The organism is Gelidibacter algens (assembly GCF_001678675.1).
GTDB lineage: Bacteria > Bacteroidota > Bacteroidia > Flavobacteriales > Flavobacteriaceae > Gelidibacter > Gelidibacter algens.
In genome coordinates this window covers 1-20,849 of the sequence record NZ_LZRN01000047.1, presented here as the reverse complement: position 1 = coordinate 20,849, position 20,849 = coordinate 1, and the positions used below count along the sequence as shown (strand labels likewise).

26 protein-coding genes and 1 tRNA gene are annotated in these 20,849 nt (G+C 36.8%); 20 read left to right on the top strand and 7 right to left on the bottom strand.

The genetic code is table 11. From position 1 onward, the window contains the following. Window positions 1-25: 25 nt before the first annotated feature. The 14 genes from A9996_RS19710 (at window position 26) to A9996_RS16485 (ending at window position 10,410) form a co-directional block, all read left to right on the top strand. Window positions 26-166 (top strand): DUF2256 domain-containing protein, encoded by a 141-nt coding sequence (locus A9996_RS19710; RefSeq protein WP_083993998.1) that lies wholly within the window; start codon window positions 26-28, stop codon window positions 164-166. Continuing rightward, window positions 136-1,446, top strand: a complete 1,311-nt coding sequence (locus A9996_RS16540) for a DASH family cryptochrome (protein ID WP_066437719.1) — start codon at window positions 136-138, stop codon at window positions 1,444-1,446. The genes A9996_RS19710 and A9996_RS16540 overlap by 31 nt, the downstream gene beginning before the upstream one ends. 31 nt (window positions 1,447-1,477) lie before the next feature. Continuing rightward, window positions 1,478-3,010 carry a cryptochrome/photolyase family protein gene (locus A9996_RS16535; RefSeq protein ID WP_066437716.1) on the top strand — a complete coding sequence of 511 codons (1,533 nt, stop codon included), beginning with the start codon at window positions 1,478-1,480 and terminating at the stop codon, window positions 3,008-3,010. Beyond that, window positions 3,000-4,481 (top strand): cryptochrome/deoxyribodipyrimidine photo-lyase family protein, encoded by a 1,482-nt coding sequence (locus tag A9996_RS16530; RefSeq protein ID WP_066437713.1) that lies wholly within the window; start codon window positions 3,000-3,002, stop codon window positions 4,479-4,481. Before A9996_RS16535 ends, A9996_RS16530 begins: the two co-directional genes overlap by 11 nt. A 235-nt stretch (window positions 4,482-4,716) precedes the next feature. Continuing rightward, window positions 4,717-5,142 (top strand): hypothetical protein, encoded by a 426-nt coding sequence (locus A9996_RS16525; RefSeq protein ID WP_066437709.1) that lies wholly within the window; start codon window positions 4,717-4,719, stop codon window positions 5,140-5,142. After that, window positions 5,139-5,411, top strand: coding sequence for a TIGR03643 family protein (locus A9996_RS16520; RefSeq protein WP_066437707.1), 273 nt, complete (start codon window positions 5,139-5,141; stop codon window positions 5,409-5,411). Before A9996_RS16525 ends, A9996_RS16520 begins: the two co-directional genes overlap by 4 nt. A 55-nt stretch (window positions 5,412-5,466) precedes the next feature. Continuing rightward, on the top strand, window positions 5,467-6,165 hold the full coding sequence (gene folE, locus A9996_RS16515) for a GTP cyclohydrolase I FolE (RefSeq protein WP_066437705.1): 699 nt from the start codon (window positions 5,467-5,469) through the stop codon (window positions 6,163-6,165). Between the two features lie 4 nt (window positions 6,166-6,169). After that, window positions 6,170-6,394 (top strand): hypothetical protein, encoded by a 225-nt coding sequence (locus A9996_RS16510; RefSeq protein ID WP_066437702.1) that lies wholly within the window; start codon window positions 6,170-6,172, stop codon window positions 6,392-6,394. A gap of 125 nt (window positions 6,395-6,519) precedes the next feature. Continuing rightward, complete coding sequence (locus A9996_RS16505) at window positions 6,520-7,203, top strand: SDR family NAD(P)-dependent oxidoreductase (RefSeq protein ID WP_066437699.1); 684 nt, start codon at window positions 6,520-6,522, stop codon at window positions 7,201-7,203. A gap of 23 nt (window positions 7,204-7,226) precedes the next feature. Beyond that, window positions 7,227-7,742 (top strand): glutathione peroxidase, encoded by a 516-nt coding sequence (locus tag A9996_RS16500; RefSeq protein ID WP_066437749.1) that lies wholly within the window; start codon window positions 7,227-7,229, stop codon window positions 7,740-7,742. A gap of 119 nt (window positions 7,743-7,861) precedes the next feature. Then, the gene (locus tag A9996_RS19970; RefSeq protein ID WP_111625696.1) at window positions 7,862-8,026 is read left to right on the top strand and encodes a Lacal_2735 family protein; all 165 of its coding nucleotides are present in this window, start codon (window positions 7,862-7,864) and stop codon (window positions 8,024-8,026) included. Between the two features lie 15 nt (window positions 8,027-8,041). Beyond that, window positions 8,042-8,503 carry a TspO/MBR family protein gene (locus A9996_RS16495; RefSeq protein ID WP_066437697.1) on the top strand — a complete coding sequence of 154 codons (462 nt, stop codon included), beginning with the start codon at window positions 8,042-8,044 and terminating at the stop codon, window positions 8,501-8,503. Window positions 8,504-8,570: 67 nt separating this feature from the next. Beyond that, window positions 8,571-9,032 carry an SRPBCC family protein gene (locus A9996_RS16490; RefSeq protein ID WP_066437692.1) on the top strand — a complete coding sequence of 154 codons (462 nt, stop codon included), beginning with the start codon at window positions 8,571-8,573 and terminating at the stop codon, window positions 9,030-9,032. A gap of 73 nt (window positions 9,033-9,105) precedes the next feature. Further along, complete coding sequence (locus tag A9996_RS16485; protein ID WP_066437689.1) at window positions 9,106-10,410, top strand: cryptochrome/photolyase family protein; 1,305 nt, start codon at window positions 9,106-9,108, stop codon at window positions 10,408-10,410. Window positions 10,411-10,534: 124 nt separating this feature from the next. Here A9996_RS16485 and murA read toward each other — a convergent pair whose 3' ends face one another. From murA to A9996_RS16470, 3 genes are all read right to left on the bottom strand, one after another. Beyond that, entirely contained in the window at window positions 10,535-11,845 is a 1,311-nt protein-coding gene (murA, locus tag A9996_RS16480) for a UDP-N-acetylglucosamine 1-carboxyvinyltransferase (RefSeq protein ID WP_066437686.1), read from the bottom strand. A gap of 6 nt (window positions 11,846-11,851) precedes the next feature. Next, on the bottom strand, window positions 11,852-12,505 hold the full coding sequence (locus tag A9996_RS16475; RefSeq protein ID WP_066437683.1) for a DUF4290 domain-containing protein: 654 nt from the start codon (window positions 12,503-12,505) through the stop codon (window positions 11,852-11,854). 276 nt (window positions 12,506-12,781) lie between these two features. After that, window positions 12,782-13,075, bottom strand: coding sequence for a DUF493 family protein (locus A9996_RS16470; protein ID WP_066437681.1), 294 nt, complete (start codon window positions 13,073-13,075; stop codon window positions 12,782-12,784). 92 nt (window positions 13,076-13,167) lie between these two features. Between A9996_RS16470 and A9996_RS16465 the strand changes: the two genes are divergently transcribed. From A9996_RS16465 to A9996_RS16445, 5 genes are all read left to right on the top strand, one after another. Next, a complete protein-coding gene (locus A9996_RS16465) occupies window positions 13,168-13,707 on the top strand; it encodes an AAA family ATPase (RefSeq protein WP_066437674.1) in 540 nt (179 codons plus the stop codon). Window positions 13,708-13,709: 2 nt separating this feature from the next. Then, window positions 13,710-15,614 carry a RecQ family ATP-dependent DNA helicase gene (locus A9996_RS16460; protein WP_066437672.1) on the top strand — a complete coding sequence of 635 codons (1,905 nt, stop codon included), beginning with the start codon at window positions 13,710-13,712 and terminating at the stop codon, window positions 15,612-15,614. Beyond that, the gene (fmt, locus tag A9996_RS16455) at window positions 15,611-16,564 is read left to right on the top strand and encodes a methionyl-tRNA formyltransferase (protein ID WP_245905237.1); all 954 of its coding nucleotides are present in this window, start codon (window positions 15,611-15,613) and stop codon (window positions 16,562-16,564) included. The genes A9996_RS16460 and fmt overlap by 4 nt, the downstream gene beginning before the upstream one ends. Before the next feature lie 195 nt (window positions 16,565-16,759). Next, a complete protein-coding gene (locus A9996_RS16450; RefSeq protein WP_066437669.1) occupies window positions 16,760-17,032 on the top strand; it encodes an HU family DNA-binding protein in 273 nt (90 codons plus the stop codon). Between the two features lie 120 nt (window positions 17,033-17,152). Then, the gene (locus tag A9996_RS16445) at window positions 17,153-17,713 is read left to right on the top strand and encodes a YqgE/AlgH family protein (protein WP_066437667.1); all 561 of its coding nucleotides are present in this window, start codon (window positions 17,153-17,155) and stop codon (window positions 17,711-17,713) included. On the opposite strand, the gene A9996_RS16440 is transcribed toward A9996_RS16445, so the two are convergent. Together A9996_RS16440 and A9996_RS16435 are read right to left on the bottom strand one after the other, a co-directional pair. Beyond that, a complete protein-coding gene (locus A9996_RS16440) occupies window positions 17,710-18,555 on the bottom strand; it encodes an aminotransferase class IV (RefSeq protein WP_066437664.1) in 846 nt (281 codons plus the stop codon). The genes A9996_RS16445 and A9996_RS16440 overlap by 4 nt on opposite strands. A gap of 63 nt (window positions 18,556-18,618) precedes the next feature. Further along, window positions 18,619-19,011 (bottom strand): START-like domain-containing protein, encoded by a 393-nt coding sequence (locus A9996_RS16435; protein ID WP_066437660.1) that lies wholly within the window; start codon window positions 19,009-19,011, stop codon window positions 18,619-18,621. 142 nt (window positions 19,012-19,153) lie between these two features. Between A9996_RS16435 and A9996_RS16430 the strand changes: the two genes are divergently transcribed. Continuing rightward, window positions 19,154-19,227 (top strand) — tRNA-Met (locus tag A9996_RS16430). A 550-nt stretch (window positions 19,228-19,777) separates the two neighbouring features. On the opposite strand, the gene A9996_RS16425 is transcribed toward A9996_RS16430, so the two are convergent. Beyond that, the gene (locus A9996_RS16425) at window positions 19,778-20,122 is read right to left on the bottom strand and encodes a HesB/IscA family protein (RefSeq protein ID WP_066437657.1); all 345 of its coding nucleotides are present in this window, start codon (window positions 20,120-20,122) and stop codon (window positions 19,778-19,780) included. 134 nt (window positions 20,123-20,256) lie between these two features. Then, the gene (locus A9996_RS21075; RefSeq protein WP_394337350.1) at window positions 20,257-20,466 is read right to left on the bottom strand and encodes an Rrf2 family transcriptional regulator; all 210 of its coding nucleotides are present in this window, start codon (window positions 20,464-20,466) and stop codon (window positions 20,257-20,259) included. Window positions 20,467-20,849 lie beyond the last annotated feature (383 nt).

Genomic DNA, 20,849 nt, shown 5'->3' with positions numbered 1-20,849 from the left:
TATCTCTTGCAGAGAACCAACGCTAATGAAAAAACAACATCTTCCAGAAAAATTATGCCCCGTTTGCCATAGAATGTTCTCATGGCGCAAAAAGTGGGAACTCAATTGGGACGCCGTTAAATATTGTAGTGAGAAATGCAGGAGAAACAAATTAACAACGCACTGATCTGGTTCCGAAATGATCTTCGGGTGCACGATAATGCAGTGCTGCAAGAGGCTATGAACTCGGGCAAGAACGCGATCGCTTTATATTGTTTTGATCCTAGACATTTTGAAACAACCCTTTACGGATTTAAGAAAACTGAGAAATTTAGAGTCAAATTTTTGATAGAGTCGATTGTCGACTTAAAGCATAATTTGTCGAAACTCAATATCAATCTGCTCACATTCCACTCAAAACCAGAAGCGGTAATTCCGAGACTGGTTGAAGATTATCAAATTGACGGGCTATATCTTCAAAAAGAATGGACCGAAGAGGAAGTAGCGGTTCTGGAAAAGGTAAGAGGTTCGATGCCAAAAGAAGTTGAAATTCAAGAAATCTACAACCAACTTCTTTACCATCCTGAGGAAATTCAAATGGAAATTGAACAGATTCCGAAGGTGTTTACTGGTTTTAGAAAACACCTTGAAAAACAGTGCAACATTCGACAAACTATAGCCATTCCTGACAAAGCATCTGTTGAAATCACATCGGAGTTCACAGTTATACCGACTTTAGAAGACTTGGGGTTTGAAGATTTTGAAACCCATCCCAAATCTGCCTTTCCATTTAAAGGCGGCGAAACTCAAGCCCTGAAGCGACTGCACAGCTACTTTTTTGAAACCAAGAAATTAGGATTCTATAAAAAGACACGCAACGAACTTATTGGTACTGATTTTAGCTCGAAATTTTCTCCATGGTTGGCCAATGGCAGTATCTCTGCAAAGATGATTTATTGGGAAGTCAAACGTTTTGAAGCAGAACATTTTAAAAATGATTCCACCTATTGGCTCATTTTTGAACTGATCTGGAGAGATTTCTTTAAATATATTGCGCTGAAACATGGCAATGATATTTTTAAACTTGGTGGCATCTTGAAAAACGATTATGAGTGGAACACCAATTCTAAAGCCATAAAACAATGGCAAAATGGAACTACAGTTGAACCTTTTGTAAATGCCAATATGATAGAGCTCAACAAAACAGGATGGATGAGCAACCGTGGGCGTCAAAATGTTGCCTCATATTTCGCCAAAACTATGGAACTCGATTGGAGGATTGGAGCCGCCTATTTTGAATCACTTTTGATTGATTATGATGTGCATAGCAATTATGGCAATTGGATGTATGTGGCTGGTGTTGGCAATGACCCGAGAGATAGAACCTTCAACGTAAAACTGCAAGCTGAGCGCTATGATGCACATGGAAAGTATCAAAACCTTTGGCTACAGGAAACACTGTTTTGATTGCGCATTACTATAAAGACTTCAAACAACTATGAAAACATTACGACTCATTTTAGGCGATCAACTGAACCTTAAGCATTCATGGTTTAAACAGCCCAATGAAGAGGTTATGTATTGTCTGTTTGAAATGCGTCAAGAAACCGATTATGTTGTGCACCACATTCAAAAAGTAGTCGGATTTTTTGCTGCTATGCGACAGTTTGCAGAAGATCTTCAAGCCCAAAATCATGAGGTGATTTATTTTAAAATTAATGACCAGCAGAACACACAAAAACTTGTAGATAATTTAACATCAGTCATTGACAAATTTGATATAGCGCACTTTGAATACCAACATCCTGATGAATACCGGTTAGACGAACAATTACAATCGATTTGCAACAGCCTATCAATCACTTCCAAAGCCTATTCTACAGAACATTTTTACACACATCGTAATGATTTGTCTAATTTTTTCAAGGGCAAAAAGCAATATGTCATGGAAAATTTCTACAGAGATATGCGGAAAAAACATGATATTCTGATGGTTGCTGGTCAACCCGAAGGTGGCAAGTGGAATTTTGATAAAAGTAATCGAAATAAATGGAAGGGTGACGAACAAATTCCGACTTACAAACAGTTCAAGACCGATGTTTCTGATGTAGTTACAGACATTGAAAAAGCAGAGATCAAAACCATGGGACGTTTTGAAACCAAAACTTTTGGGTATCCCATCACTCGAAAACAAGGATTGGAACAACTGAAATATTTTTGTGAAGCGCTGCTCATTCACTTTGGCGATTATCAAGACGCGATGCATACCAATGAAACCTATTTGTTTCATTCCCGATTATCGTTTGCTATGAATCTCAAGCTGATCTCACCCAAAGATGTGGTGAATACAGTGCTCAACTATTATCACAGTCACAAGAAAGACATTGACATCTCACAAGTGGAAGGTTTTGTGCGTCAAATTATCGGGTGGCGCGAATATATGAGAGGCATGTATTGGATGCGGATGCCAGAATTCAAATTAGAGAATGCCTTGGAAAACAAAAATACATTGGCTGATTTTTTCTGGACCGGCAATACCAAAATGAATTGTCTCAAACATACCATCAACAACTCACTTGATAATGGTTATGCACACCACATTCAGCGTTTAATGGTTACCGGCAATTACGCGCTACTCACACAAACTGATCCAGATGCAGTAGACAATTGGTATTTAGGTATTTATGTGGACGCTGTTGAATGGGTACAATTACCCAACACACGTGGAATGAGCCAATTTGCTGATGGCGGAAAAATTGCCACTAAACCCTATGTGTCCTCAGGGGCCTACATCAACAAAATGGGCAATTATTGTGACGCCTGTCATTACAACAAGAATAAAAAAATAGAAGATGATGCCTGTCCATTTAATAGTTTGTATTGGAATTTTCTGGATGACAAACGTCAGTTTTTAGCTAATAATTTCCGAATGAAAATGATGTATAGTGTTCTGGATAAAATGAAACCTGAAGATTTACATCAATTAAAAAATAAAGCACAACATATTATAAACAATCAAAATGATTACTGACAAACCACATATCAACCTCGTTTGGTTAAAGCGCGATTTGCGTTTGGAAGATAATGAGGCCATTTTTAATGCATTGGCTTCAAACAAACCTGTGCTGTTACTTTACGTTTTTGAGGAATTATTGATGGATGACGAACATTACAGCCAACGCCATTGGGATTTTGTCAAACAATCTTTGGTCGATTTGAATGCCCGTTTAAAATCTTATAATTCCAAAGTACTGATAGTACAATCTGATATGATTGCGGTGGTCAACCAACTGTTGAATACCTATTACATTTCTGATGTTTATTCACATCAAGAAACTGGCATTTTAGTGACTTATGAACGTGACAAAACCTTTACACGTTTCTGTAAAAACAATTTAATTACTTGGCATGAAAATATTCATAACGGTGTGCAACGCGGACTCAAGGATCGCGATCAGTGGATTGAACGATGCAATGCCTATTTTGAAATTGAACCATTGACTTTCGCACCAAAACCTGATCAATTAATCAGTAAGGAAGCCATTGAAAATTTGGAACACCTTTTTCATATACCATCGCTAGAGACCAATCCTGAGTTACCCTTTCAGAAAGGCGGACGTACGATGGGCTTAAAATATCTCGACTCCTTTCTTGAAGGCCGTTATGAAAATTATATGTTCCACATCTCCAAACCTGAGTTGGCGCGCAAAGGATGCAGCCGCATTTCTCCTTACGTCTCTTGGGGAAATCTGTCCATTCGAGAAGTCTATCATAGCGCTTACCACTTAAAGAAAACAGTGCAGAGCAAAAAACCACTCGAAGCTTTTATGTCACGATTGCGTTGGCAAGCCCACTTTATCCAGAAATTTGAAATGGAGCACACCATGGAAGAGGCCAGCATTAACAAGGGATTTCATAAGTTAAAAAAAGAAATTTCAGACACCTATCAAGAGGCCTGGAAAACAGGGTATACGGGATTTCCGCTCATTGATGCCTGCATGCGTTGCCTTAATGAAACAGGATATCTCAATTTTAGAATGCGTGCTTTGGTAGTATCCTTTTTTACCCATAATTTATGGCAGCCTTGGCAAGAAGCCACCACACATTTATCCCAAATGTTTTTGGATTTTGAACCGGGAATCCACTTTCCGCAACTGCAAATGCAAGCTGGAGAAACAGGAACAAACATTGTGCGTATCTACAACCCTATAAAAAACAGTTATGAGCATGATCCTGAAGGCAGTTTTATCAAAAAATGGGTGCCTGAGTTGAAAGAGCTACCACTTCATTTTATACATGAGCCCTATCTTATGACCGAAATGGAACAAGGTTTCAACAATTTCAAATTGGGAGAAGACTATCCAAACCCCATCGTAGATATTCAAGAAACACATAGAAAAGCTAGTGATACCCTCTGGAACCTTCGTACCAATAAAACCGTACGCAAGGAATCTGAACGGATTATCAAAAAACACACTTTGCCCAATAGAAAGCTTACTTAAAAGTATGGGTTGTGAACTATTCCCTTCGTTTTGATCCATTACACAAAGCGTTGATTGGTAATGTTTAGGCCGTTCTCCAACAAGCTTGTGGGCTCTAGAATTTTTTCAAAAAGTTCATGGCAGTTCGCAATAGCTATTTAAATTATGGAGTATCACCCTAGTGGCTAATGTTAATTATTGTTTAATGTTTTATAATAATCCTTAAACAATCATATATAATCCTTACATTTATACTATGATACTGGATACGACACATGCAAATAAAGATCAGACGCAACTTATCAACGATTTGGTAGGCAAACCTTTTGGTTTGATGCAATCCATAAAAATGAAGGGCATCGGCTCCAAACGAATGATGATTGCTGACGTGAGCCCAAACATGAAACATTATCTTAACAGCATTGACGACATCAATTACGCCAATTTAGAGCTGCGTCCAATAGGGGTCCTGATTAGAATAAATAAAGGTCTTAAAAATTACACATGGGTGATTCCTTACTATCAGTTGGTCATTTACAAAACAAATGGTAGCAGCATCCACGCTCAAGGAAAATTTATCCAATTTAGACAGAACACCACCTTTAAAGAAAATAAAGCTTTTTTTGATAAGCTTTTAGATGAAAAAGTAAAGTATGAAGCCGAATTTAACATCCTTCCATGACCCTTACAGAACAACATATTGACCGGATTATTGAAATGGCTTGGGAAGATCGTACACCTTTTGAGGCCATAACATTTCAATTTGAACTTTCAGAACAGGATGTGATTGCATTAATGCGTCGTGAAATGAAACCGAGCAGTTTTAATATGTGGCGAAAGCGCGTACAGGGCCGAGCCACGAAACATCAAAAATTAAGAACATTTGAAGAAGGCCGTTTTAAATGCTCACGACAAAAACAGATTACCCATAACTCAATATCAAAACGTTAACACTGCTTTGCTTTGTAAGATGAGTTTACAGAGACAGCATTTATAAAAGACACATATGATTACGGAAAAAGAATTACAACCACACAAAAACAAGTATCACCTAAATGGATTCAGTATTGAAGATATTGGTGACGACCATTTATTTACTGGGCTGGAAACACCGCTAAAACCTGACGCCTTTAAAATGTCTGATACAGATAAGAAGCAGCGAATTGCTGTTTTATTTGAGGAAATAATGGATGTGATGGGATTGGATTTAACTGACGACTCTTTGAAAGGCACACCAGATCGTGTTGCTAAAATGTATATTGATGAGATTTTTTCAGGCTTAAATCCTGCAAACAAACCAAAAATTGCTTTGTTTGACAATAAGTATCAATACAATCAAATGTTGGTGGAGAAAAATATTACCCTCTACTCCAATTGTGAACATCATTTTGTGCCTATTTTTGGTAAAGCACACGTCGCTTATATCTCTTCTGGAAAAGTGATTGGCCTCTCAAAATTGAATAGAATTGTTCAATATTATGCCAAACGTCCGCAAGTACAGGAACGTTTGACCAACCAAATTGCAGAAGAACTAAAACACATTTTAGGAACAGAAGATGTTGCTGTTATTATTGATGCGAAGCATTTATGCGTTTCATCACGAGGGATAAAAGATGAATCTTCTGCAACGGTTACCTCCTATTACGGTGGAAAATTCGGCACACCAGAAAAAATTGCTGAGTTGCAAAATTATTTAAAAGATTAAGATTATGGATATCATTGACGAAGCACTCGAATTTGAACAACGTAAACTAAAATCACTTTCCACAAGTGATAGAATCGAAATTTCCAGAAAAGCCAAAACTCTGATTTTAGGCCTGAATGAAATTTACAAACGCAAGAAAGATGAACAAATTATGGACATCATGAAGCGATTGACAGCTATAAAACGCAAAGTCGAAAAACGACTTAACGGTAAACCTTTGATGGCATAATCATTTAAAGTGTTGGACTACGAGATATCGGTTAGTATTGAAAACTGTCAATAGTTAGCTGATATCTCATTATCCATGACTCTTGATACGTCTAAGCGTTACCAATTAATAAGAAAACTACATTCATGAAAACTATAATCATTGTTGGCGGCAGTAAGGGCATCGGCAAAGCCATCGCTCAAAAATTGCTTCCAACACACCATATTATTAATATTAGCCGAACGGAACCAGAATATACCCATGACAACTTGACGCACCATACCTGTGATATTTTGGAAGACGACTTGCCTGAACTTGATAAAGCTGACGGACTTGTTTATTGCCCAGGAAGCATTAACCTCAAACCAATTTCCAGATTAAGTTTGGATGAATTTAGGGCCGATTTTGAAATCAATGTGTTGGGTGCCGTCAAAAGCATACAGAAATATTTGGACATTTTAAAAAAGGGAGATAAACCATCCATTGTCTTATTCAGTACAGTGGCCGCAAAATTAGGAATGCCTTTTCATGCGAGTGTAGCGGCATCAAAATCTGGCGTTGAAGGCTTGGTAAAATCTTTAGGTGCTGAAATGGCAACCACCTTGCGCATCAATGCCATAGCACCTACAGTAACAGATACTGACTTGGCATCGAAATTACTTCGCAATGAAAAAATGATTGAGAACATTACGGAGCGCCATCCTCTGAAAAAATTTCTGAAACCAGAAGAAGTAGCTGATATGGCTGAATTTTTACTCTCTGAAAAAGCGGCTTCCATTTCAGGTCAGGTCTTTGAGTTGGACTGCGGAATTGTTACCTTTAAAATATAACGATGAATCCTTTTAAAATATTTATGGCAACATTAGCAACTCCGCAAGGAGACAAACCAAAAAACTTGAAATCATTTTACGATATAAAAATCAATAGCTTGAATGGAAAGCCCATTGATTTGAATGATTTTAAGGACAAATATGTGTTGGTGGTCAACGTTGCTTCAAAATGCGGATTTACATCGCAGTATAAAGATTTGCAAGACCTACACGAACTTTACAAAGATCAGTTAACCATTATTGGTGTGCCCTGCAATCAATTTGGCGGACAAGAACCGGGAGATGCTGATGCTATTACTTCTTTTTGTGAAGTAAATTATGGCGTATCGTTTTTGATGACAGAAAAAGTAGACGTCAAAGGAAAAAACCAACATCCGTTGTTTGCGTGGTTGACCGATAAGTCATTGAACGGAAAACATGATTCAACCGTAAAATGGAATTTTCAAAAATATCTCATTGATGGACACGGTAACTTTGTTGATTATTTCTTTTCGCTCACCAATCCGTCTAGCAAAAAAATCACAAACTATTTGAAATAGAAAGGTTAGGATTAGGTTATCAAATAATTTAAACACTAATCTTGAGGACTCATAAAAATGCCTCATAAAATTTCAGAACATACAGTACCGCTATAAATTTCAACTTAACACACAAAACGATGTTCGGACTATTCAAAAAAAAATCAGAAAAAGAGAAACTGCAAGAAAAATATGAAGCCTTGATGAAGGAATGGCACCGTTTATCTAGTATCAATCGTTCACAAAGTGATGAAAAATATGCTGAGGCTCAAAAAATTTTAGATACATTAGAGGCTATGAATTAAAACGAAATAGCACTTATGAAATTTTTGAAGCCATTCCTGATTTTTCTCATTATCAATTTTGGCGCTTTGGGCCTAGGTGTGCTATTAATGGGAGAAGCCGCCACTAGTGATTGGTATACCTCTATGCATCAAGCACCATGGACCCCACCGAATTGGGTTTTCGGGGCGGCATGGAGTTTTATAATGCTTTGCTTTTCAATTTATATGGCCCTGCTCTATCTCAAGCAGCCTTCTAAAAAGGTGATCACATTGTTTATTATCCAATTTATTTTGAATGTCTCATGGAATTTTGTCTTTTTCAATCAACATCTCATTAGCGCAGGGTTGGCAACCATAACAGCCTTAACATTTATTGTCACTGTATTTTTAGTGACCTATTTTCAGTTGATGAAATTTAAAAGCTTACTGATTCTGCCTTATCTTATTTGGATCTGCATCGCAACATCGCTCAACCTTTACATTCTGATTTATAATTAAAATAATTTCTATAAAGAAGATCCCCTCCAAACACTTTCCTAATTAGAGGGAATAAAACAAAATTTCAATGAAAATATACACGCTTCACAAAAAGCAAAAGCTGCCCATTAGTATTGAAACAGCTTGGGACTTTCTATCCGATCCAAAAAACCTCAAGACCATTACCCCAGAATATATGGGTTTCCATATTCTTTCAGGAGCTGATAGGCCAATGTTTGCAGGACAGTTGATCCAATACATTGTTACCCCAATTTTGGGCATTAAAACCAAATGGGTCACTGAAATTACCCAAAGCGTCAAAAACGAATATTTTGTGGATGAGCAACGCTTTGGACCCTATGCTTTATGGCATCACAAGCATTTTATAAAGGCAATTGATGGTGGCGTGGAAATGGAAGATGTTATAGATTATAAAGTTCCATTCGGAATTTTAGGACAATTGGTACATCCTATCATTGTGAAGCCTAAATTGGAAGAGATTTTTAACTATCGGACGAAAAAGTTAGAAGAAATGTTCGGTAAGTATTAACTTTAAAAGTTGAACATATGTGCAGGAAATTTAATTCCGATAATTTTCTCAACTTCAAATTCCTTTTTTTTTCATGACACAACCCATCACCATCTTTTGGTTTAGACGCGACTTAAGACTCGATGACAACGTAGGATTCTATGAAGCGTTAAAATCAGAACATCCAGTACTGCCTATTTTTATTTTTGACACAGAAATTTTAGACAAACTCCCTGAGGACGATGCTCGTGTCACCTTTATTTTTGAAACGCTTCAAAGCATGCGTACCACATTGCAAGAGGAACATGACAGTAGTTTGGCCATGTACCATGGAAAGCCATTAGAGATATACAGACAGCTCATCAAAACGTACAACGTTGCTGCCGTTTATACCAATCACGATTATGAACCATATGCCAAGGCTCGCGATGCTGAATTAGAGGAGTTGCTTACAGAACACGCTATTGATTTTAAGACCTTTAAAGATCAGGTCATTTTTGAAAAAGACGACGTTGTTAAAAAAGATGGTGATCCTTATGTGGTTTATACGCCCTATATGAAGGTTTGGAAGGAAAAGTTCAAAACGATTGATTTGGAGATTTTCTACACCAACTCGTATCTTGGCAACCTAATTAAAAATAAACGTCTGCCAAATTTGACTTTATCTGATATCGGTTTTAAGAAATCTTCTCAAGAGATCAAGCCTTACGATGTTACACCCACACGTATTCAAGAATACGAAAAAACAAGAAATTTTCCAGCACAGGATAGTACGTCCCGTTTGGGACCACATTTGCGTTTTGGCACAGTGAGCGTGCGTAAAATGATAAAAAAAGCCATTGCTGAACAAAATGAAATCTTTTGGCAAGAACTGATTTGGCGTGAGTTTTTTATGCAAATTTTGTGGCACTTTCCAAGAACGGTAGACGAGAGTTTTAAAACAAAATATGACCGTATTGAATGGCGCAATAATGAAGCAGAGTTTAAAAAATGGTGCGAAGGCAAAACTGGTTATCCGCTTGTAGATGCTGGGATGAGACAACTGAACAAAACCGGATTTATGCACAATCGCGTCCGGATGTTAGTAGGAAGTTTTTTATGCAAACACCTACTGATTGATTGGCGTTGGGGCGAAGCTTATTTTGCTGAAAAATTGCATGATTACGAGATGTCGAGTAACGTTGGCAATTGGCAATGGGTAGCCGGTAGCGGTGTAGATGCTGCGCCTTATTTCCGGATTTTTAATCCTACCACACAAATTGAAAAATTTGACAAAGATTTAAAATATATCAACAGGTGGGTACCTGAATTTCAAGAATTGACCTATCCTGAGAAAATGGTGGACCATAAAGAAGCACGAGAACGCTGTTTGGCAACCTATAAAAGTGCTTTGGATTAATTGTTCCTGCTTGTAAGATTGACTAAAGTTTCTGAATGGAAAGTGACATTTAGAATACCTATTAAAACGAAAAATACCCCAAGAATTTGAGGTATTTTTTATATTATAATTATGGTTTTATAAATTAACTCACTCTAGTAATCTTGGCACCTATCGCTCTCAAACGCTCATCAATCCGTTCATAACCACGATCAATTTGTTCGATATTATGAATGGTAGATGTGCCTTTTGCAGACAAGGCCGCAATCAGAAGTGAAATCCCCGCTCTAATATCTGGAGAAGTCATAGTGGTTGCTTTTAAAGAAGATTTAAAATCGTGCCCAATTACTGTAGCGCGATGTGGATCACAAAGAATGATTTTCGCACCCATATCAATCAGTTTATCTACAAAGAATAATCTGCTTTCAAACATTTTTTGGTGTACCAAAACGGCTCCTCTTGCTTGGGTGGCGATTACCAACACAATGCTCAACAAATCTGGTGTAAACCCAGGCCATGGCGCATCAGCAACGGTTAAAATGGAACCATCAATATAGTTCTGAATCTCGTACCCGTCTTTATGTGCAGGAATGTGGATATCTTCTCCTTTTCGCTCAATGGTAATGCCTAGTTTTCTGAATACATCTGGAATTTGTCCCAAATCATCCCAACTAACGTTTTTAATCGTCAATTCACTTTTGGTCATGGCAGCCAATCCAATCCAACTCCCAATTTCAATCATGTCGGGAAGCATTCTATGTTCCGTGCCTCCAAGTGCATCAACACCTTCAATAGTTAGCATATTGGAACCCACACCGCTAATTTTGGCGCCCATTCTGTTTAGCATTTTGCATAACTGCTGTAAATAGGGCTCACAAGCGGCGTTGTAAATAGTGGTTATGCCTTCAGCCAAAACGGCGGCCATTACAATATTGGCAGTTCCTGTTACGGACGCTTCATCCAATAGCATATAAGCACCTTTCAATCGGTCAGCTTCCACGCCGTAAAAATGGTCTTCACGGTTGTAACGGAATTTTGCGCCTAAACTGATAAATCCTTCAAAATGAGTATCCAATCTACGGCGTCCAATTTTATCGCCTCCTGGTTTCGGAATATATCCTTTGCCAAAGCGTGCTAAAAGCGGACCAACAATCATGATGGAACCACGCAAACCTTTGCCGTCTTCTTTAAATTCAGCCGATTCAAGATATTTCATATTGACTTCATCTGCCTTAAAAGTGTAAGAACCAGAACCAATTTTATTGATTTTGACTCCCAACTTCTCTAATAGAGAAATGAGCTTATTGACATCAATGATGTCCGGAATATTATGAATGGTGACGGTTTCTGGAGTTAATAAAACAGCACAAAGAATTTGTAATGCTTCATTTTTTGCACCTTGAGGTTGGATACTTCCTTTTAATTGATGACCTCCTTCAATTATAAATGTTGCCATGTATGGTTAGTAGCGTTTTCTGTTACGGTTGTTGGTATTGCTTTTTTTACTGTGGGTTTTCTTGTTGGTAGTAGGGGTATATTTCTTCTTATTTCGCATTAATGTAGAAACGTCAGATAAATCTTCATCCTCTTCCTTTAAGTTGATCTTTCCTCCAGACAATTCATACAAATGATGAAAAATAACATCGTCTTCAACGGTGTCTTTGTTCCAATTTAAGAAACATTTTTTCATGTGGTTGGCAATGGTATAGATCAACGCCTCCTTCAAATCACCTTCGTCCCAAGTGTTGGCAACATCAATCATCGTTTTGATATTATTGCCGTAAAAACGGTATTTAGGGAAATTTTGTGGGTATTTTAAAGGCTCAGGGTGTGCCTGCAACTCTTCTTTTAGTGGTTTTGGGTATGGAGAATCAACATCCAAATCAAAATCTGCCATAATAAACAGCTGATCCCACAACTTGTGTTGAAAATCTGGAACGTCTCTTAAGTGCGGTTGTAAGTTGCCCATTACAGAAATAATGGCCTTTGATACTTCATTGCGTTCTTCAACCGTTTGGCGCTCTTTAGCGTAATTGATCATTTTTTGTAAGTGTCTTCCATATTCAGGAATGATCAAATGTTCGCGCTCAGTATTGTATTCTAAATTGTCTATCAAAATATAAAATGTGTAGTATTAATTGTTATGCAGCGGAGTACGTTGTGCAAGTGTGCAAAATACGAAAAAAAATAAAGAAACTTTAATTGTGGTTTAAAAGTTTCGTAAAAAGACCATACTCCCTGGTTTTGAATGATTGAAAGTTTGTAAAAAAACACCAATCCTTATTATAATTCGGAATTAGAAAATTACAAACAACATCGTTAACGTGGCCGTTTTGATTCAATCGATGTGTTTTGGTCTACTCTCCCCTATGTGTCATCTATTTTCTCAAAGCTATAATGGAATGACGCCATCCACTTTTTCTGCAACTTCTTTATATTTTTCAATCACAATTTCTGGAGTCGGTATTTGAACATTGATGGAAACACTGGTATATTTTCCGTTTTTGGAAGGATTGGTTTTGATGACCGCGCCCATATTATCAAAAATAGATTCAATTGTTTGAATTTTCCCAGCTTCTGTTTGAACGATAAATTTATAAAGATATTCTGCAGGCCAGCTTGAGGTATCGTAAAGTTGAGACCTCAATTTATCGTAAAATTCATCTTGATTTTTTTCTGTGCTCATAGTAATTCTTATTCAGCCGTAAAGATACATTTTACTTTACATTTTTTAGTTCCTATTAAAATTACGATTTTTGTTGCCAAAACCTTGCCAAATTGAACACTAAAAAGATTGTTATTACTGGTGGCCCAGGAACTGGAAAATCATCAATTATAGAAGAATTAAAGCAAAGAGGACACCTCTGTTTTGATGAAATTTCGAGACAAGTCACCCTTGAGGCCAGGAAAAATGGGATAGAACAACTTTTTTTGACCCAACCCCTACTCTTTAGCCAAATGCTCCTAGAAGGGAGAGCCAAACAGTTTAAGGACGCTAATAACCATGAGAACGCTACTGTTTTTTTGGATAGAGGCTTGCCCGATGTGTTGGCATATATGGATTATTTTGGCAGCGATTACCCGGAAGACTTTGTCCATACCTGCCAAAACAGCACTTATGATGCGGTCTTTATTTTAACACCTTGGCAAGAAATCTTTCAAAGTGACAGTGTGCGTTATGAAACTTTTGAGCAGTCAGAAGTCATCCACCAACACCTCCTCAAGACCTATAAAAACTTCAATTATTATTTAATCGATATTCCTTTTGATACTGTAAAAAAACGGACAGATTTTATTATAGAATCCTTAAATTTATAGTGATGTCACACCCGATCACTATTTTAGAACGCTATTGGAACCATACCTCTTTCAGGCCTTTGCAAGAGGAGATTATTGAGGCCGTATTACATAATGAGGACACTTTTGCACTATTGCCAACGGGCGGTGGCAAATCTATTTGTTTTCAAGTTCCGGCCCTGATTAAAGATGGCATTTGTATTGTGGTCTCACCTTTGATTGCATTAATGAAAGATCAGGTTGATCAACTAAAGGCCAAAGGAATTAAGGCTATGGCCATTACCAGTGGTATTCCTTACAACACTTTAGACACGCTTTTAGACAACTGTATTTATGGCAATTATAAATTTCTATACCTGTCTCCAGAACGCTTACAGCAAACTTTGGTTCAGGACAGGATTCAGCAAATGCCAGTCAACTTAATTGCGGTAGATGAGGCTCACTGCATCAGCCAATGGGGCAATGATTTTAGACCTGCCTACAAAAATATTGATATTTTACGCCAATTGCACCCTTCAGTCAACATCATTGCGCTGACGGCAACGGCAAAACCTAAAGTGGTGCAAGAGATTATAACTGAGCTGGACTTTATGGCTCCTAAGATTTTTCAAGCCTCCTTTAAAAGACCAAACATCGCGTATATGGTTTTGGATACGCATGACAAGCACTACAAAATTGAACAAATCTTAGCAAAATATCCAGGTCCATCCATTATTTATACGAGAACACGCCGCGCTACATTGGAGGTTTTTTCATTTTTGGAATCGAAAGGTATTTCATCTACTTACTACCATGGCGGCATTAGCAACAAAGAAAAGAACGACCATTTAGAGCAATGGTCAAATAATCAGAAAACGGTTATGGTTGCCACCACAGCGTTCGGGATGGGCATTGACAAACCAGATGTCAAAACTGTCATCCATATTAATTTGCCAGAAAGCTTGGAAAGTTACTATCAGGAGGCAGGACGTGCGGGACGGAATGGTGAAAAATCTTTTGCTGTCATTCTCAAAAACAGCACAGACGAGCAACAATTGAAACATCAATTTTTGAGCACCTTGCCATCCGTGGATTTCATCAAGAAAGTATACCGCAAATTGTGCAATTATTTTCAGATTTCTTATGGTGAAGGCCACTTAACAAAGCATCAGTTCAATTTTAATGTCTTTTGCAAAACTTACGAATTTCCGACAAGTACTGCTTATAATGCAGTTCAAATATTGGATAGGAATAGTATCATAAGTTTGTCTCAACAGTTTAATTACCAAACCAAACTTCAGTTTTTAATCAGCAACCAAGCCTTATTCGGGTATTTGAACTCCCACAAATCCTATGAGCCCGTCATAAAAGCCATTTTAAGGACCTATGGTGGCATCTTTGAACATCAATTAAAAATCAATCTGACTTTGGTTTCTGAAAAAGCCATGATGCCTGAAGATCAAATTCTCAGTGTGCTCAGGCAATTAGAGAAAGATGGTGTGGTGGAATTTCACCATTCCAATACAGATTCTGAATTGACCTTTTTACAACCCAGGGAAGACGACAAAACCATTAATAGAATTGCCAATATTATTGAGCAGCAGCAGCGCCTAAAAGAGGATCAAATTGACGCGGTTATAGCCTATATTTCTGATGAAAACCATTGTAAAAGCATACAGCTTTTGGACTATTTTGGTGAGAAAAAAAGCACAGCTTGTGGGATATGTTCGGTATGTATTTCAAAAACATCAAAAAAGAAGCCATCTCAGTCCAAAAGCATTTCTTACCACATCATTTTACTCTTGGAAAATGAACCCTTAACCTCAAGAGCGCTGGTTGAGCAGTTGGATTATTCAGAAAAAGAACTCTTGGAAACGCTTAGGCTGATGCTCGCAAATAATATTCTAGAGGTAACAGCTAACAATTCGTATAAAATAAAACACACATGAAAAAGAATGCTTTAAGAATTGTATTTATGGGGACGCCGGAATTTGCGGTGGGCACTTTAAAATTGTTAGTCGAAAACAATTATAATATTGTGGGTGTTGTTACTGCCCCTGATAAACCAGCGGGACGTGGACAAAAACTGCACCAATCTGATGTGAAAACATATGCGCTCTCTAAAAATTTACGCCTTTTACAGCCCACTAATTTGAAGAATGACGATTTTTTAGCGGAATTAAAGTCACTAGAAGCCAATGTACACATTGTGGTAGCCTTTAGAATGTTGCCCGAAGCAGTTTGGAAAATGCCTGCTTATGGCACATTTAATCTCCACGCTTCCCTTCTCCCCGATTACAGAGGCGCTGCACCAATACATTGGGCGGTTATAAATGGCGAAGAACAAACAGGAGTTACGACTTTCTTTATTGATGACAAAATTGATACAGGTGCTATAATAATGCAGAAAGAAGTCGCTATTGATGCTGATGAAACTGTGGGCACGCTGCATGACACCTTGCAAAAAACAGGAAGTGAATTAGTTATTGAAACCTTAAAACTTATAGCGTCTGGAACTGTAAAAACCACGGTCCAACCCAAAATTGAGCAACCTAAGACCGCTTATAAACTTAATAAGGAGAATTGTCAAATTGATTGGAATGAAAATTTAGACCAAATTTATAATAAGATCAGAGGCCTGAATCCTTTTCCGGCTGCGTGGACGCATCTCAAAAATAATGATGAGACTTTAATGGTCAAATTGTTTGAAGTTGAAAAAGAAAAGATAGAACCATCAGAATCTATCGGAACACTAATTGCTACAAAAAACGACTTAAAAGTCGCAGTCAAAGATGGTTACATTCACATTAAAGAAATGCAATTGCCAGGAAAGCGAAAAATGGATATAAAGTCACTTTTGAATGGTTTTAATTTTTCTGTAGGGGACAAAATGCTGTAAACCCTTATGAACATTGATATTCCGAAAAAAGGGTTGAAATGGTTCGTCTTTATTAACAAATGGTCGAAGTTATTAACAATATTTTGCATTTCCCTTGCTATTACTTGCGTGAATGAATAATCCGTATAAATTTGTAGAAGGATTCAACAAATTGTTTAACCCAACTATTAATTAATAATTAAAAACTTTAATTTTATGAACAAAACAGATTTAATCAATGGAATGGCTGAAAACGCTGGAATAACAAAAGCTGCAGCAAAAAAAGCATTGGATTCTTTATTAACTGATATCGAAAGTTCTTTACAAAAAGGTGATAGAGTATCTTTAGTAGGATTTGGATCTTGGTCAGTTTCTAAAAGATCAGCAAGAGAAGGAAGAAACCCACAAACAGGTAAGACTATTAAAATCCAAGCTAAAAACGTCGTAAAGTTTAAAGCTGGTTCTGATTTGAGCGGTGCTGTAAACTAGTAACTTACTAAATATATTAAAAAGTCTACTCCATTGAGTGGACTTTTTTTTTGCTATTTCTCAACAAATTTATTGGATTTTTAGAAAATATGTTTTAGATTTATTTCTAAATCATGATTTATGATTACAATAAAACCCAAAAAAGGACATCTATTAATAGCTGAACCTTCCATTATCGGAGACACTTCTTTTAATCGTTCCGTTGTTTTATTAGCAGACCATACCAGTGAAGGTTCCATCGGTTTTATTTTAAACAAGCCCTTGAAATATAATTTGAGAGATCTGGTTCCCGGCACTAAAGCATCTTTCAAAATTTACAATGGTGGTCCTGTTGAACAGGACAATCTATATTTTATACATAAAGTTCCTGACCTCATACCAGAAAGTATCGAGATTTCATTAGGTATTTACTGGGGAGGAGATTTTGATGTAGTTTTGTCACTTATCAATCAAGGCAAGATTAAAGCCTCTGATATTAGATTTTTTCTGGGTTATTCAGGATGGGAACCTTTTCAACTGGAAGAGGAACTCGAAACAAATTCGTGGATTGTAACTGAAAACGTTTATAAAAAATCCGTCATCGAGAAAAAAGACAGCAGCTTTTGGAAAGAAAAAATGCTCGAATTGGGTGGTGATTACAGTATCTGGTCCAATGCTCCTGAAAACCCTAGCTACAATTAGGAGAGTCTTATTTTTGTATTTAATTTTTCCAACAACAATTTCGAAACGTCAATTGTAAACTCTTTTTTCCTGTACTTCGTAACAGGCTGGATACCGATAATAACGTTCGTTATAAATAATTCGTCGGCTTTTTGCAGTTCAAACGGAGAAATTGCGGTCTCCTCAAGGGTGTAACCCTCAAGTTTTGTCACAAGTTCCATAATTTGCTTTCTCATAATCCCTTTAAGACAGCCTTCCGATAAAGGTGGGGTTTTAATTACTCTATCCTTAACTAGGAACAGATTTCCGCTTAAAGCCTCCACCACCGTTTTTTCAGTATTCAAGAGAAAACACGTGTCAAAATTATTTTCTTTGGCAAAGATACTTCCCAAAACATTGATACTTTTATTGTTGGTCTTTAAGGTTGATAACAAGCCAGGAGCTATATAATAATCCTTAAAAAGCTCCACGGTATAAGCGTTGTGGTTTAAGCTGTAGAAATCAGATGCCAATCGCTCTGAAATGATGTTATAGGCAATATCATTAGACAAGGGACGATATTTTCCGCCTTCTATGCGGTGCACGTTGATACGCACCCTAGATGTCGCCTTCAACAATTGATTGGCTTCAATAGTTTTCAAAATTTCACTCTCAAGAAACTCCATGGTAAAATTCATAGGAATTTCCATTCGCATGATGCGCATAGAGGCCATTAACCTGAAGTAGTGATCTTCCCAGAACAACACTTTTCCATGAACCACCTTTAATGTTTCAAAAAGCGCATCGCCATAGGCGTATCCTCTGTTTTCAATTGACAATAAATTAGAAGAAGAATCGTGGAGTGTTCCGTTAAAATTAACCATAAAAAAAGTCTCGAAGTTTTGAAAAAAAATCGAGACAAATATACCATTTAAAAAAGAGTCTTCCTAAGCAGATCCTAAAACCTGTTTCAAATCGGAGATTTGATTTTCCCAAAGCATTTTAGCTTCATCTATTTCATCTTCATCAATAAAATCAGTCACAATGATAGAAACATCCTTAGTGATTTCATCCACTTGTATTCTAATTTCAAAATAATAGGACTGGCCATCTTCGTCATCATTCATCCATCTGAATTTGATACGTTCTCCGCTCTTTTTACTCAATAATTTTGCCTTCTCCTCACTATCGTTCCAGATAAACGTAAAAAACTCTCCACGAGAGTTGACGTTGTCAGCAAACCACTCAGATAAACCTGAAGGCGTCGAGATATATTGATATAAAAGTTGGGGAGATGCTTGAATTGGAAATTCCATTTCAAATTTAATTTTTTCTTCCATAGATTATTTTGTTAGCCCGCTCAATATATAATTAATTGTTTAGTTTAAAAACAAATTAATGAAAAATAATTTTATCTGGTTTTTAATGGTCTTAATGTTTGTGGGCATTAATTTTGTTTTTATATTTGCAGCCTCAAATTATGGCGAGGTAGCTCAGTTGGTTAGAGCGTCGGATTCATAACCCGGAGGTCAGGGGATCGTGCCCCCTTCTCGCTACTTGATAGTCAGGCAGTTACACAAATTTGTAACTGCCTTTTTTATACCAGGTACAACATAGGTAAAACATTAACATTTTTTAACATATTGATTATCAATTTGCAACAATTCAATTGAAATAATATTGTGAGCATTTAAGCACTTGCCGCAATAATAATATAGGTTGGTTAAGTCGTGATAATTATTTATTGAAAAATGTATTCTAACATTCCTGACCGGTATCATTCAATTTGTATCAAAACTTATGATACATTACTAAATTTCTGAATTCCCTTGTGGTACATAAGAAAAAAACTGTTGAATCAGTCCTAATTGTAATTATAAGTTTTATGAATAAATAAAAATTATGACAAAGAGGATTTGTTATAATTAAGCAGACATTACGTTGTGTCTCGAACAATCTATGACTTTTCATTATGGTAAGTAACTTAATTTCTCCGTTGATTCCGAACACATGGTTACTTTGTTGAATTCCAATTAATATCGAAATTCAAATACTTAGTTTTCCAAAGTTCAGTGAAATACTATTAATAATTTAACTAATAATCATTCAATTTTCTAAGATAATAAGACGGATAAATCCCAGTTTCATGATAAAAGGCCTACTTGCGTTCGGATTGACAAATACAAAGCCTTTTCCGTTTAAGCCTCCCACATAATCCAGCTCTGTACCTATTAAATACAAAAAGCTTTTTTTGTCAACGGCAATCTTTATTCCTTTGTCTTCAAAAATCTTATCGGTTTCTGCAATAATAGTATCGAACACGAGCTTGTAGGTAAGGCCTGAACAACCACCACCATCAACACCTACGCGAATAAATGTTCCTTCGGGGCTATTTTCATTTGCTATTAAACTTAACGCGTGTTGTTTTGCGTTTTCTGAAACTGTTATCATTTGGTTTTTTATTAATTGTTATAATAATTCTCTATTTTTCTATTGTTATTTCTTCAAATAAACTTTGGAAAGTAACTGTAGCTTCTTTTTCACCATTCGATAAATCGGCAAGCGTTATCTTATCTAATAGCTTATCAATTGCGGATTGCACTATGGTCCAAAGCGAACGAATAGAACAATCTGTAGAATTGCTGGCATATTTTCATTACGCCTGTGTGATTGATACAAAATTCTTGATCAAACAAACGCCCACTTAAAGCTTTCAAAATATCGTTTACAGTTATATTAGCCGCAGGTCTGGCAAGTACATATCCTCCAACATGTCCTTCAGTGCTGTTAATCAATCCCTCTATGCGAAGTATTCGGGTTAATTTAGAAACATTGGGTTTCGATAATCATTCCGCTTCACTAAGCTGAGGGATGCTCAAGCCAGTCTGATGCTTACATTTTGCAATCCGCACCAATATTCTTAAGCCGTACTCGTCCTGTGCTGTTATTTTCATTGTTTAAAAGTTTTAATACTAGATTTTATGGTGATTAAAATAAACCTACAAGACATATGTATGCATTGTTTTTTTAATCTATACTAAAAAGTATATATTAATCTGTACTAAAAAGTATATAAAAAAGCAGCTTAGTCTTCCTAGAAATACTGTAGCGAAGTATATAGCGCTATAATGAGCCAAATGTTCGATTGGATCTTGATTAATAGCAAAAAAGGTCGCCT